Consider the following 14737-nt stretch of genomic DNA (forward strand, 5'->3'; position numbering starts at 1 on the left):
GCGATCCTTTCGCGTTGCTCTTGTCTGTACCAATTACCTCCGGTTATTCCGGTGGTGAATACAAACCGCTTCGTCATCCGAGCCACCCGTGAACATGGGGTTGGCGTTCGACCATAGTCGGAGCTTATCAGTCGAAACTCTTGAAGCTGGGTTTAGCTTACAGCATCTTCTCAAGTTAAGTAAAGCGTTTTTTGAAAGAGATTTAGAGTATTAGCATTTTGGCTTGTGAGAACGTTTTAAATGGAGAAAATTTTGATACTACGCGGAATGTCTTATGCGAATACCGGTGTTTTTATGCATTAAAAACTCCCCACCAAAAATACGAAATACGCCCCAAACCACCGCTCAATAGTCGCCCCAGCAACCAGCCCAGCAGCCGCCAGCAAATGACCGGCGACAAGGCACAAACCCACACGATACGCGATAATGAGCTGGTGAGCGCCAACAACCCCTTCCCCGAAATTCCCGTCACCGTACCGCAAATCATTCGCCAGGCTGGGCACCGCACCTACCAGCGCGGTGTCACCTACCAGCGCAACCGAGAAGTCATCCGCTACAGCTACGACGAAGATGAGCACACCCTCACCGGGCTCGTCAACGGAAGTACCATCATCCCCTACGAAGTGACCATTCACTTCTTCCCCGCCGTCAGCGGGTCCGCAACCTTCACCGCCCGTTGCACCTGCCCCGTGCTCACCGATTGCAAGCACGCCGTAGCACTCATGCTCACCACGCTCGACCGCGCCTCCGTAGCGAAAAAGGCACTCAGCGAACACCCCGGACCAGTCGGCGTGCCCGCGACCAACGCTAAGGACGTGGTAGAGGCAAAGAAGTCCGCCGATCCGCTCGCGGCACTGCGCGCCTCCGGTGCACTCACCACCGCGGCGAAGCTACCCGCACCTGAGGTGGAAACTACCGAGCCCGAAAACCCTCAGGGAAGCTTTGCGCTCAACGAACTGGGATCTTCCCCTACCGTGCTCAATAGTTCCATCTCCAAGATTTCTGCCTGGCGCCGTGACCTTTCCTCCGTTCTTTCCGCACGTCAGGACCTTGCGGGCATTGACTCCATGCGCGTGAGCGGCGCCCTGGATTTCTCGCTGAGCGTCTCCGGATCCTACGCGCGCGGCCGCAATATGCCCGGCGCAACCCCCAGCATTAACCTGCTCGCCCGCCCGCTCATGGCGTCCAAGACCGGGCGCTGGATCAAGGGCGGACTCAGCTGGGAAACCTTCGCCTCCAGCGTGGGCGGACCCGTCGGACGGCACGAAATCTACCCCGAACACGAACGATTCTTCGCTGAGCTCTACTCGATTGCCCGCCCCTGGCAGAACATGTATTCCTCACACCGCGACTGGATCTCGATGAGCGCATCTGCATCCACTCTACTCTGGGACGTACTCGCCCGCGCGGAGGATATTGGTCTACCCCTGCTGATCAAAGGTCGCGAAGTGAACTACGCCGTACTGAGCCCGGCACAGGTGCGCCTGCACGCCAGCGCTGAGAAGCACGCAGAAGGCGCCGGCCTGCAACTTCAAGCGGCGCTCAGCTGGGAAGGACGCGAAGGCGAATTGCTGCGCCAGCTCTGGCTACCCGCCGCACACTGCCACCCCATCGGCACCCCACGTACCGGTTTCTTTGCCCTGGGCGGGCTCGCTCAGCAGGAGTACGAGCAGGCGGCAAAGGCGGTGCACTGGAAAACCACCCGCCCCGGCGCGCTGGATGAAGTGGGCCGCGAATCTTTCGTGCAAAAGGACGCGCGGGAGGTATCTGCTGAGCTCTCTGCCCCGACCATCAACCCGGCGCAGAATCACCACGCACAGATTAACCCGGCACAGGGTGAACGGGTGCGTTCCTCCCCCGCCGTACCGGAACTGCCCGAGGGTATGGAGCTGGCGCTTATCCCCTTGGTCGAGCCACTCGATGCCGCCTCCGAATCGCTCATTAGCGCCGGAACCGTGCATATTCCCGCCGCGGAACGCGCCACGTTCCAGAAGGAATACCTGCCCGCGCTCAGCCGTTCTATTCCCTCGCTAACCCCCGATCCAGCGCTGGGGCTGCCGCGCGTGAAGCCGCCGCATCTGGTGCTTGACATCAGCTTTGACAAGCAGGTACGCCACGACGCACAGCTGAGCTGGCATTGGGAATACCCGTTGAACCCCTTCGTTGAGGACAGCACCGAGGAGGCAAGCGCGCAGAATCCTGCGGCCGGTTCCGATGTGCAGTCCCTGCCCGTTTTCGGTTACCCCGGTGAAGAGGGTGGCGAGGTTCGCGATGAGCGTTTTGAGGCGCGCGTACTGCGTTCGGTGCGCGCCATTCTTGCCGCCCACCCAGCACTTTCCGGGCTGGAGGAGCGCCGCATCGAAGGGTGGGAAACCCGCGAGTTACTCAGCGCAATTCTGCCGAAGCTTCGCCGTGTTTCCGCTGTTCAGGTACGTTTTAACGGCACCCCGCCACAGTTCGTGGAGGCAACTGACGCGCTCATTGAAATCATCGTGAGCGAGGGCAATTCTCGCGACTGGTTCGGCCTGGGCATTGCGGTAAAGGTCAATCATTGGACCGTGCCATTCGCACAGATTTTTGAGGCGCTAGATCGCGGGGCGGACCGTATCCTGCTCGGCAACGGCACATACTTCTCGCTGCGTCGACCCGAGTTTAAGACCCTGCGCACCCTCATTGCGGAGGCTCACGAACTCGACGACGCGGGCGGTGAGCTACGCATTAACCGCCACCAGGCAGGGTTGTTCTCTGAACTGGAGTCACTGGCGGCGAGCGTACATACGACCGCGCGGTGGGATGCCCAGGTACGTTCGCTACTGAAGCTGGTTGAGGGCCTGGAGGATGCCAAAGAGAGCACTGAAAAACCCTCTGACAAGGGAACTCAGGATTCCCCCGCATCCCAGAAGGCTTCCGGCTGGGTTATTGCTCACCGCCCGGTACCCACCGGTCTGCAGGCGACCCTACGCCCCTACCAGGTGGAGGGTTTCCAGTGGCTGTCGTTCCTGTACGAGCAGCGTCTGGGCGGTATTCTCGCCGACGATATGGGTCTGGGTAAGACCGTGCAGGCTCTCGCCCTGCTCGCCCACGCAATTAAGGAGCATCGTGCAGTCTCCGAACGTGCCACAAAGCGCGGCGAGAGCATCGAGCCGTTTATGCCTTTCCTCGTGGTTGCGCCGACCTCCGTCATCACCAATTGGGCGGCGGAGGCGACACGCTTCCTGCCCGAGGCGAAGGTCGTGACTATTACCGAAACCACCGCCGGTAAGACCCCGCTGGCTGAGCGCATCGCAGGGGCGCACCTGGTGCTGACCAGTTACACGCTGCTACGCATGGACGAGGACGCATACACCGGCTACGCCCGCACGCTGGGCGGCGCCGTTGACGAATTCACGGGCGAGCAGTCCGCACCCGAGGGCTGGGGTGCGCTCCTGCTGGACGAGGCGCAATTCGTCAAAAACACCGGCACCCGCGCCTGGTCCATCGCCCGCGCGATGCCCGCCCGCACCAAGATTGCGATGACCGGCACGCCCATTGAGAACAACCTCATGGAGCTGTGGGCGCTGCTGGCAATTGTGGCGGACGGCCTGTTCCCCTCCGCCCGTGCGTTCCGTGACCTGTACGCTCGCCCGGCGGAGTCCGGTGAGGACCCGGCGCACGCCGCGGCGACGGCTGCTCGTCTGCGCCGGCGCATCCGCCCGCTCATGCTACGCCGCACCAAGGAGCTGGTGGCAGCAGAGCTGCCGGCGAAGAACGATACGCGCGTGAACCTGCCCCTGGCTCCCGGCCACCGCCGCATCTATGACACACATCTGCAGCGTGAACGTCAGAAGGTGCTGGGTCTGCTGGAGGATATGGACAAGAACCGGTTCACGATCTTCCAGTCGCTGACCCTGCTTCGCCGCCTGGCGCTTGATGCCGCGCTGATTGACCCAGAAGCCTACGCCGGGGTGTCGTCGGTCAAGCGCGACTACCTGGTGCAGCAGCTACCCAACCTGCTCGAGAAGGGCCACCGTGTGCTGGTGTTCAGCCAGTTCACCGGCTATCTGAAGAGCATTTCGGCACGCCTGGCGGAGGAGGGCATCGGTCACCTGTACCTGGACGGTTCGACCCGCAACCGCGCCGAGGTCATCGAGGCGTTCACGAGCGGTCAGGAGCCAGTGTTCCTCATTTCGCTTAAGGCTGGCGGTTTCGGCCTGAACCTGACCGAGGCGGACCACGTGTTCATCATGGATCCGTGGTGGAACCCCGCCGCCGAGCAGCAGGCGGTGGACCGTATTCACCGCATCGGCCAGGACAAGGAGGTGCATATCTACCGTCTGGTCGCCGAGGGCACGATTGAGGAGAAGGTCATGCAGCTCAAGGACTCGAAGGCTGCGCTCTTCGATGCGGTGGTCGGTGAGGGCGAGTTCGCCTCCGCGGCGGTGACGGCTGAGGATGTGCGTGAGCTCTTTGCGCCGGGTGTCGAGCGGTAGCCGCCCCCAGCCTGAGCGGTAGCCCTCGATCCTGACGATATGTCTGATACCCGTCATTTTTCGTCACTTGGTTACGCCTCGGGCTAGATTCACACCCGATTCTGCTGCGGCCCTTCTCAACCGGAGGCTCTGAAGCGTAGCCTTGTAGGACTACTTACGGAGGCACCGCCTCCCCCATAGATTCCAAAGGAGCACCATGAGCTACAACGTACCCAACGTAAAGTTCAACGACGGCCGAACCATTCCGCAGCTGGGCTACGGCGTGTGGCAGGTTGAGGACGAGGTCGCCGAGAAGGTTGTAGGCACCGCCCTGGAAACCGGCTACCGCCATATCGACACCGCCGCTATCTACGGCAACGAGGCGGGGGTGGGCCGCGCTATCGCTAACTCCGACGTGGCTCGCGAAGATATCTTCCTCACCACCAAGCTGTGGAACTCTGACCAGGGTTACGAGAGCGCTTTCGAGGCGTTCGAGGCTTCCTTGGAGAAGCTGGGCACCGACTACGTTGACCTATACCTGATTCACTGGGCTAAGCCGCAGCAGAGCCTGTACCTGGATTCCTGGCGTGCGCTGATTGAGCTACAGAAGCAGGGTAAGGTCCGTTCCATTGGTGTTTCGAACTTCCCCGAGGAGCAGCTGCGCGAGATTATCGAGGAGACCGGCGTGGTTCCGGTCATCCACCAGGTTGAGCTGCACCCCTACTTCTCGCAGGAGGCGCTGCGCGCCGTTCACGCTGAATACGGCATCGCAACTCAGGCGTGGAGCCCGCTGGGCAATGGTAGCGACCTGCTGCAGAACCCCGTGCTGGCTGAGATTGCGGAGCGTCACGGCGCAACCCCCGCGCAGGTCGTGCTGGCGTGGCACCTGGCTAAGGGCACCGTGGCTATCCCGAAGTCCGTGACCCCCTCCCGTATTGAGGAGAACCTGGCGTCGGTGAACGTGAAGCTGACTGCCGAGGACATCGCGGCTGTGGATGCGCTTTCCAGCCCCGAGGGTCGTATTGGCGCTGACCCGGCGAACATTGATTTCTAAGATATAGCCCCGGCCTAGAGTTTAAAATTCACGTCATTAAAGCCCCGACAGGCACAGATAGTGCTTGTCGGGGCTTTAATGCGTTCTCAGGATTAAGTTTTAGCGAACGCTCGTTCTCGGATTGGAGTTCTCGGCTTGGATAGCTTTTCTACAGCTCTCCTTAGCGAGCGCCCGGCAGTTTATTTTTCGCCGCTAGTCCTCGTCCTCCACCAGCAGGGAGAGGGAGATACGGCGGCGTGCCGAGTCAACCTCCACCACGCGCACCTGCACGATGTCGCCGCTGCGCACAATATCGTGCGGGTTCGCCACGTAGCCGCGGCTCATCTGCGAGATGTGCACGAGGCCGTCCTGGTGCACACCAATATCCACGAACGCGCCGAATGCCGCCACATTCGAGACGGTACCTTCGAGCACCATGCCGGGGCGCACGTCCTCGAAACGCGAGACAGACTCGGAGAATCGAGCGGTGCGGAAGCTACCGCGCGGGTCCAGGCCGGGGCGGCGTAGCTCGGTGAAGATGTCCTCGACCGTGTACACGCCGGCGGTGGCTTCCGCGCTCTCCGGCACGTGGCTGTCCTGTTCGTGACCGTCCTGCACGTAGTCGGCGGGATTCAGCCCGGCAAGCGGGCCGCTACCACCCGAAGTACCCAGGGCGCCAGCAACCCAGTGGGCGCCATTGCATGCCTGCGCGTCGGCAATAATGCGGCGAGCGAGCGGGTAAGCTTCCGGGTGCACCGCGGAGGCGTCCAGCGGCTCCTCACCACCGCGGATGCGGATGAATCCTGCCGCCTGACGGAAGGTTTTCGCGCCCAGTCGCGGCACATTCAGCAGCTGCTGACGGTTCGCGAAGGGACCGTGTTCGGTGCGGTAGGCGACAATGCGTTCGGCGGTTGCGGTACCCACGCCCGCCACGTGCGCAAGCAGCTGCACGGAGGCACTGTTGAGGTTCACACCCACGGCGTTCACGCAGTCTTCGACGGTGTCGTTGAGGGCGCGGCGCAGGGCGGCGGGCGGCACGTCGTGCTGGTACTGGCCCACGCCGATGGACTGCGGGTCGATTTTGACGAGCTCGGCGAGCGGGTCCTGTAGGCGACGGGCAATGGAGACGGCACCGCGTACGGTCACGTCGTAGTCGGGCAGCTCGGCGGCTGCGAGGGCGGAGGCGGAGTAGACGGAAGCGCCCGCCTCAGAGACGGTCACCTTCTGGGGTGCTTCTGCGCCTTCCTCACGCAGGATGCGGATTAGTTCACTGGCGAGCTTGTCGGTTTCGCGGCTTGCGGTGCCGTTGCCGATGGCGATGAGTTCCACGCCGTGCTCGCGGCAGGCGGCGGCAAGCTCACGCAGGGCTTCTGCCCACTGGTTGCGCGGGGCGTGCGGGTAGACGGTGCCCACGCACAGCGGCTCACCGGTGCCGTCGACCACAGCGTATTTCACGCCGTGGCGCAGACCCGGGTCCAGGCCAAGGGTGGTTTTGTGGCCGGCGGGTGCGGCAAGCAGGATATCGCGCAGGTTGGAGGCGAACACCTCGGTGGCGTTCTGCGCGGCGGTATCGAGTAACTGGTGGCGGATGCGTTCGGCAAGGCGCGGGCGCAGGTGGTTGCGCCATGCGGTGCGGACGGTGGCGGCGAGCCAGCCGAGTACGCGGTCTTCGTCATCGACGGTATTGAGCACCTGCACGGGGATGCGTAGCGCGGCGGCAACTTCACGCTCGTATGCAGAACGGACGTTCTCGTAATTTTCGGCAGCGGCCTCAGCTTCGGCGCGGGCGGCACCACGCAGGCGGCTGAGCGCCACGGGGGCTGGTGCCACATCCACCTTGAGACGTACCACGCCGGCGTCTTTGGCGCGGTGCAGCGCCAGCACGCGGTGGGGCGGAATGGAACGAATACGGTCCGAGAAGGCAAAATAGTCGGAGAACTTCGCACCAATGTTTTCCTGACCGGCAATTACGCGGGACTCGATCACACCGCCTTCACGCAAACGCTTGAGGAGCTTTTCGCTCAGCACCGGGTCGGTGATAGCGCGGTCAATCAGGATCGCGCGGGCACCGTCGAGGGCCTCTTCGGCGCTGTGAATCTGCAGGGCTTCGTCTGCCTCTGCAACCTCAATACCCTCGTCCTCGTCCTCAGACTCGGTGCCGTCGGTAATGTAGGCGGCGGCAATGGCATGCGCCTCGGCGAGGGGCACCTCCAGCAGGTCTTCGACGAGGGAATCAAGCCCGGCGGCACGCGCCATCTGGGCGCGGGTCACGCGCTCACTACGGTAGGGGGCGTAGATGGCGTTTACGTCTGCGATGGTGGCGGCGTTCATGAGCGAGGAACGCAGCTGTAGCAGGGTGAGCGGGTCGATGAGGCCTTCGTCGGCCCGTTCGGTGAGCGCTTCGAGCACGCGGTTACGGCGCTCTTCGAGGGCGCGGAGCTGGCCCAGGCGCGACTGGATGGTGCGCAGCTGGGTGTCGGTGAGTGCGCCCGTTGCTTCTTTGCGGTAGCGGGCGATAAAAGGTACGGAGTTGTCGGCGTCGAGTAGCACCACGGCTGCGCGGATGCGGTGCGGCGCAATGCCGGTTTCTACGGCGAGCACGTTCATAAGGTGCTCGGCAGGCTGCTCAGCTGTGCCGCCGGTTTCGTGTTTTTTGCGGTGCGCGGTTCGGCCTACGGCGTGGTCGGTATCTTGGCCAGCGCGTGGGCGGATGCTACTCGGGAGGGGGTGTTCGCTCATCCCTCCAGTTTCGCATATTTCGCCGCGGGTCATGGGTTGACCGGTGATGCTGAGGGTAGAGTCAGCGCGGGGCGTATTTTGCATGTCTTTGCGGGTGCGGGTAAACGTATTTTTCCACCGCATCTTCTAGTGCAGATTACGAGTCTTTACCACATTTTGCCCTGTGGGTGCGCTCAACTTTGTCATCTTTCCGCAAGAAACCGTTTTAAGGGTGCATATATTTGAATAGTGCTAAGTTTCAGCGATAAATTTAGATAAAAGAGCATATTTTTTAAAAAAATATCTCGCATTCGTGCAGATAAGTGGCGGCCTCACATCACGCAAACACCCTTATCTGCGTGCATACGTTCAGGGGTTCGGCGGCACGGTACGACAAGGTGCTGCCACATCCTGCAGATGAAAGAGGGACCCATGCGCAAACGAGCCGCGCTATCAAACGCTCCGGAGGGCTACTTAGATTTTCACGACGAGTACGCGGAACTCATCGCTGAACTCGCCGCACTGGGGTTAACCCCTACCCAGGTTCTCCGCCGCCTCAATTTTCTGTACCCGCGCATCAACAAGAAGCACCTGAATTATGCGCTGAACTCCGGCATCTGGCAGTTTGGCCCGGTCACGGCAGAGGCCCCAAGCTACACGGTGCTCGCCTGCGGCCTCTGGTATGTTTTCGCGGAAGCCTACGATCTGCCCCCGGAGCCCGAGTACGCGGCGTTAATTCTTGATTGCGATATTATCCATGACCTGCCACCCGCGCTGGAGGCGCGCCACTTCAATAGCGAAGACATCGCCACCATCCTGGCGAAGATTGGCGCAACGCTCAAGTACCTTGCCGCGCACCCCTACTCCCAGCTGGAGGAAGAGGCGTACGCGCAGACCCTCGAGGACATCCGGCAGCGCGGCGTGAAAGAAATCGGCACCGAGGGCGGTAGCCTATACACCCTGCTTGCCTCCAGCATGGAGGGCGAATCGGCGTGGCCTGCCCCCGCGCAGACGGTAAACGATTACCTCGGCGACGGCGACTGGTCCCTGGGTATGCTCCGTACCGGCATCTATCCGGCGGAGGCGCTCGAAAACGAGTGGTACATTGACGCCACCTCGGTACCCGAGGATTTTGCGCCGAAGACCCTGAGCCTCTTTTTGAGCTATTGTGCCCGCTACGACCGCGAACCGACGGCACTAAACTACGGCTACTGGTCTACCATTCCCACACTCATTGAGCAGGTGCCGCCCCTGGGAGCGGTACGCGCCAAGTTCGGCTCCTGGCAGGCGACCCTGCATCGCGGACGCGTACAGATTGCCCGCGAGCTGCGCCTGTGGAGGAGGAACGAAGCAAACGAAGCTGCCGCTGAGGCGAGCGCCGCTGAGTCAAGTGCCCCGGAGGAGCGTGAGCTCCTCAATGCTGAGCTGGGTAACGCTGAGCTGACCGAAGCAGAACTAGCAGAGCTGGATATCCCGGAGAAGTCCCCCGCGGACGCTCCCGCAGAGCCCGCGCGTCTGAGCTCCCGCGAACTCACCGAGCAGGGCATCGGCGTGGTGCAAACCGCCCACACCGACCTGGCGGCGTACCACCGCACCCAGTGGGAGCAGACGGTGAAAGTCTTCGGCGAACGCCTCGCTCAGCTTGCCTGGAACCGCCGCCTGAGCACCTACTACTTCTTTGACGGCGCCTGCCTGGAAGACGCCGACCCAACCCCCGTGGTGACGGTTTTCCGCTCCCCCACCGGTTTCCTCTGCGAGCTCGAACCTACCGCCGAGGCGCTACCCGCCTTTGACCCCGAGTTCCTGCAGGAGCACGGCTGGAGGCACCCGGTGCCGGTGCATGCGCTGTGGAACCTGCACGCGCTCGACCCACTGGAGGCTGCTGCCGCCGTCATCGAGGCGATGCGTTCCGGTTGCGGTTGTGAACGCTGGGATTTCTACCGCACCGATGATGAGGACCCGCCGGCTGAAGAGGTGGAGACGGATTCCGTCTAAGCACACACTCCCGTGCGCCTCTCAGGCTCATCGATAGAGATAGCAAAAGCCCGCGCACCTACCCTGAAAGAGTAGCGGCGCGGGCTTTACGCATGCGCTGGTAGCCGGGCCGATAGTCGGCGCGGCTTAGCATGGTTGCTTAGCGTGCCGAGAAAATTTCGGACGCCTCCACAATCGCAATCTGTGCGGTGCGGGTTGAGATTGCCTCTTCGCGGCGTGCATCAGCGCGGCGCTTGAAGAACCAGCCGATGCCCAGAATCGCGAACCAGACGGGCATCGCAAGCAGACCCATGAGGGTTTCCTCATCCATGGTGAGAACACCGATAGTGAAGGCAAAGAACGCCAGCGCCAGCCACGCGGAGAAACGGCCACCGGGCAGGCGGAAGTGCGACTTCTCGTGGCGCGAGGGGAACTTCTTGCGGTACATCAGGTAGCTGACCATAATCATGGTCCAGGCAAAAATCACCAGCACCGCAGCCACGGTAGTAACCAGGTTAAACGCACGAGAAATTGAGTCACCCGCGTAGAGCAGCACGATTGAGGACAGCAGCATCACGGCGGAGAGGAACAGCGCGTTACGCGGCACACCGTTCTTAGAGATCTTACCCAGAAACTTGGGGGCGCTGCGCTCGCGTGCCAGGCCGAATGCCATACGCGAGGTCGAGAAGATACCGGAGTTCGCTGAGGAGGTTGCGCTGGTAATCACCACAAAGTTAATAATGTGCGCAGCGATACCCAAGCCCGCCAGAGTGAACATGGCCACGAAGGGGCTCTTATCGGGACTGATGAGGCGCCAGGGGGTAACCATCAGGATAGTGACGAGTGCACCCACGTAGAAGACCATAATACGTACCGGTACGGCATTGATTGCGTTGGGCAGGGTCTTTTCGGGGTCCTGGGTTTCTGCGGCAGTGGTACCAACCAGCTCGGAGCCCATGAACGCAAAGACGGCAATCTGGAATGCACCAAGGAAGCCGATGAAGTGGTTCGGGAACATGCCGCCGTCATTCCAGAGGTTTGCAAAAGAGGCCTGAGCGCCACTGGGTGAGGTGAAGCCGACAGCGACCATGCCGCCGCCAACGATAATCAGGGCAACGATAGCGACAATCTTGATCATGGAGAACCAGAATTCGATTTCGCCAAAGTTCTTCACGGATACCAGATTCAAGGTCAGCAGAACACCGATGACGGCGAGCGCCGGGATCCAGGCTTGTAGGTCGGGCCACCACATACGCAGGTAGCCAACAATTGCGATAATATCCGCGACGGCGGTGACCACCCACATGAACCAGTAGGACCAGCCGAGGAAGAACCCGGCCATGGGGCCGACCAGGTCGGTGGTGAAGTCGGAGAAGGACTTGTACTTCAGGTTGGAGAGCAGGATTTCACCCATAGCTCGCAGCACCAGGAAGATGAAGGCGCCGATGAGCATGTAAACGAAAATCACGGAGGGGCCTGCGAGGGAGATGGCGCGACCAGAGCCCATGAATAGGCCTGTGCCGATGGCGCCACCGATGGCAATCAGCTGGATGTGGCGGTTACTGAGGCCACGGTGCAGTCGTTCTCCCTGTTCTGAAGCTTTTAGTTTGAGGGTTGCGTTGTTCTGCTCGGTCACAGCATCCTCTTTTCTGCGGTTGGTACCCCGTACCGCATGTGCCGTTGCTAGATGACAACTGTCATATCACAGCAGATAGGATCTCTGTATGAATATGCGGCTAGTTGCTTTGCGGGGCGGCCCCGGATTTCGGGGCGTGGCTGGGGCTCTACCAGTTACCGCACTGTGTTCGGAAGTGTCACACTATCGACCAACGCGGAGTTTATCTGGGTGCTCTCACAGCTATTTGAATAGTTATTCTACAGGATATTGGGGGTTCAGGAGTGGATTTTCAGCAAAAATTGTGACTTATATCTATTATTTAGGTCATACTACCCGGTGTGAACTATCCCCTCATCGCACACAGAAACATACGCAAGCCCCGCCTCCACATCCAAAAAGAATGTGAAAACGGGGCTTAAACGCTATACCAATACGTACCAACGCAAGAACAGAATTACTTCTGAGAAGCCTCGTCATCGCTGTTTTCAGAAGCCAACGCGCGGGCACGCTTCGCCGCATGGCGGCGAGTCAGAATCTCGTAGCCGATAGCCAGAGCAATGAACCAGACGGGGGTCAGAGCCAAAGCGACAGCGGTATCCGGGTACAGGCTCAGGGCGTATACCATCACGGCAAAGAAGACCAGACCAAACCAACTCATACCGATACCCCAGGGCATCTTATACTCTGACGCCTCGTGGCGTTCAGGGAACTTCTTGCGGTACACCAGATACGCAATCAGAATCATGCTCCAGGTGAAGACACCCATCATCGATGCCACAGAGGTCACCACAGTGAACGCCTCCATAATGCCACTACCGGCATAGAGCATAACCAGGCTGAACAGCAGCATCACAGTGGTCAGGTACAGGGCATTGGCGGGCACACCATTCTTGGTGAGCTTGCCCAACGCGGAGGGTGCGGCACCGTCGTGCGCCAGACCGTAGACCATGCGGGAGGTTGAGAAAATACCAGAGTTCGCCGAGGACGCCGCGGAGGTCAGCACCACAAAATTCACCAGGGAGGCGGCAACACCAATGCCAGCCAGGGAAAACATACCCACGAAGGGGCTCATGGACTTATCCAGCTTGTCCCAAGGGGTTACGGCGAGGATGGTCAGCAGCGGCAGGGCGTAGAAGAGACCAATGCGGAAGGGCACCGCGTTAATTGCCTTGGGCAGGGTGCGTTCGGGGTGTTCGGTTTCCGCCACGGCGGCGCCGACCAGCTCAGCGCCCACAAAGGCGAAGAGTGCAATCTGGAAGGCGCCCAGGAAGCCCATCAGGCCCTGGGTGAAGATACCGCTACCGGAGGGGCCGGGGTGATCCCAGAGATTCGCTACGGAGGCGACGGTACCGTCGGGGCTGGTGAAGCTGAAGGCGACCATGAGCGCACCCACAACAATGAGCAGCACAATGGCGACGATTTTAATGACGGCGAACCAGAATTCGATTTCGCCGAAGTTCTTCACTGAGGGCAGATTCAGCAGAAGCAGAGCCACGATCACGGTCAGCGCCGGGGCAAAGGCGGGGATGTCCGGCCACCAGTATTTGACGTAGCCGGTAATGGCAATGACGTCCGCAATGCCGGTGACCGCCCAGAAGAACCAGTAAGACCAGCCGACAAAGAACCCGGCACGAAGGCCAAGGATGTCGGTAATAAAGTCGGTGAAGGATTTGTAGTTGGGGTTGGAGAGTAGAATCTCGCCCATGGCGCGCAGCACAAAGTAGATGACGCTACCGATAATTGCGTAGACGAAGACGATGGAGGGGCCGGTTAGCGCAATAGTCTTTGCCGAGCCGAGGAAGAGGCCGGTGCCGATAGCACCACCAATAGCAATGAGCTGGATATGCCGGAAGCTGAGTCCGCGTTGGAGCTTGGAGTGCTCTGCTTCGGAGTCTAGGCCGGTGACGGAGTTATGCGGCGTTGGCTGCTGTGTCACGTATTTCTCTTTCCTGCGTCGGTTCGCCTTAGTTTGGTTTGGGCGGTTCCGGGTGGTTGGTATTCATGCATATTTCTTGGTGGCAAGAAGGAGGGGAGCCTCGCATTTCCTCAGGTTGTGCAGAGCGCTTGAGCTTGTGGACTCCGATTTCACGGGGTTGCCGTTTTCTTACATCACGGATAAAGAATTATGCAGAGAATGAATAATTTCAAATTTTACCTCTTAAGACCCACATGAGCACAAGGAATCCAACAGAAGATAGGGGTGCAAGTGCCCAAAAATTTCTATGAGCGAATTTTGTGCTATACCCGGTTGGAATTTGTGGTGCCAAAGAATATTTAGAAGATTTACATGTAAAACTTTACAAAGCACGGAACTGGGTCTAGAGTAGAAACTGTTCAACAAAAACCTAACCAACCAACTACCAAGCAGAAGGACACAATAATGGGCAAGTTCTCCAACGCAGCACTTCGACTCACCGCCGGCGCACTCATCCTCGACGCAGGCGTCAAGAAGCTCAAGGCAGACGAAGGCACCTACGCCTTCCTGCAGCAGATGGCGGCAACCGGTGTTCCCGCAGTCTCCAAGCTGGATGCAGCAACCTTCGGTAAGCTCATCTCCGGCGCAGAAACCGCACTCGGCGCAACCCTGCTGACCCCCTTCGTCCCCGCACGCCTGGCGGGCGCAGGCCTGACCGCATTCGCGGCAAACCTGATGACCATGTACTTCCGCAACCCGGATATGCACGACGCAACCTTCCGCCCCACCCAGGACGGCCAGCAGCTCGCAAACAACATCGTGCTGCTCGGCGCAGGCCTAGCACTGCTGGGCTCCAAGAAGTAAGCCCCACACGCTAACTCACTCAGACGACCTCACGAAAGTGCGGCGGGAACAATAATCGTTCCCGCCGCACTTTTGTCTGCGCGTTGAATTTCTGTATTTCTCAGACCGGCATACGCCCGACTAGTTCAGCGTCACGCCCGGCTGGTTCAGCGTCACGCCAGCCCCAC

At 60.4% G+C, this 14737-nt stretch carries 7 protein-coding genes and 1 riboswitch; of the genes, 4 read left to right on the forward strand and 3 right to left on the reverse strand.

Going from position 1 to position 14737, the window contains the following annotated elements; all coding sequences use genetic code 11:
- Positions 1 to 11: 11 nt before the first annotated feature.
- A riboswitch (SAM riboswitch) is annotated at positions 12 to 146 on the reverse strand.
- 240 nt (positions 147 to 386) lie between these two features.
- Both ACUXHH_RS07135 and ACUXHH_RS07140 read left to right on the forward strand, forming a co-directional pair.
- Positions 387 to 4469, forward strand: coding sequence for a DEAD/DEAH box helicase (locus ACUXHH_RS07135; RefSeq protein WP_458391125.1), 4083 nt, complete (start codon positions 387 to 389; stop codon positions 4467 to 4469).
- A gap of 196 nt (positions 4470 to 4665) precedes the next feature.
- Positions 4666 to 5502 (forward strand): aldo/keto reductase, encoded by an 837-nt coding sequence (locus ACUXHH_RS07140; protein ID WP_458391126.1) that lies wholly within the window; start codon positions 4666 to 4668, stop codon positions 5500 to 5502.
- Between the two features lie 192 nt (positions 5503 to 5694).
- On the opposite strand, the gene ACUXHH_RS07145 is transcribed toward ACUXHH_RS07140, so the two are convergent.
- Positions 5695 to 8220, reverse strand: coding sequence for a helix-hairpin-helix domain-containing protein (locus tag ACUXHH_RS07145; protein WP_458391127.1), 2526 nt, complete (start codon positions 8218 to 8220; stop codon positions 5695 to 5697).
- A gap of 411 nt (positions 8221 to 8631) precedes the next feature.
- Between ACUXHH_RS07145 and ACUXHH_RS07150 the strand changes: the two genes are divergently transcribed.
- Positions 8632 to 10194 (forward strand): dehydrogenase, encoded by a 1563-nt coding sequence (locus ACUXHH_RS07150; RefSeq protein ID WP_458391128.1) that lies wholly within the window; start codon positions 8632 to 8634, stop codon positions 10192 to 10194.
- A gap of 139 nt (positions 10195 to 10333) precedes the next feature.
- On the opposite strand, the gene ACUXHH_RS07155 is transcribed toward ACUXHH_RS07150, so the two are convergent.
- Positions 10334 to 11809, reverse strand: coding sequence for an amino acid permease (locus tag ACUXHH_RS07155; RefSeq protein ID WP_458391129.1), 1476 nt, complete (start codon positions 11807 to 11809; stop codon positions 10334 to 10336).
- A 436-nt stretch (positions 11810 to 12245) separates the two neighbouring features.
- Complete coding sequence (locus ACUXHH_RS07160; RefSeq protein WP_458391130.1) at positions 12246 to 13727, reverse strand: amino acid permease; 1482 nt, start codon at positions 13725 to 13727, stop codon at positions 12246 to 12248.
- A 444-nt stretch (positions 13728 to 14171) separates the two neighbouring features.
- Here ACUXHH_RS07160 and ACUXHH_RS07165 point away from each other — a divergent pair, with 444 nt between their 5' ends.
- Positions 14172 to 14570, forward strand: coding sequence for a hypothetical protein (locus ACUXHH_RS07165; RefSeq protein ID WP_371568547.1), 399 nt, complete (start codon positions 14172 to 14174; stop codon positions 14568 to 14570).
- Positions 14571 to 14737: the final 167 nt, after the last annotated feature.

Source organism: Rothia sp. 110740021-2, assembly GCF_054263775.1.

Coding starts and splice junctions, on each gene's coding strand:
- ACUXHH_RS07135 (WP_458391125.1), top strand. CDS start 387: ATGACCGGCGACAAGGCACAAACCCACACGATACGCGATAATGAGCTG.
- ACUXHH_RS07140 (WP_458391126.1), top strand. CDS start 4,666: ATGAGCTACAACGTACCCAACGTAAAGTTCAACGACGGCCGAACCATT.
- ACUXHH_RS07145 (WP_458391127.1), bottom strand. CDS start 8,220: ATGAGCGAACACCCCCTCCCGAGTAGCATCCGCCCACGCGCTGGCCAA.
- ACUXHH_RS07150 (WP_458391128.1), top strand. CDS start 8,632: ATGCGCAAACGAGCCGCGCTATCAAACGCTCCGGAGGGCTACTTAGAT.
- ACUXHH_RS07165 (WP_371568547.1), top strand. CDS start 14,172: ATGGGCAAGTTCTCCAACGCAGCACTTCGACTCACCGCCGGCGCACTC.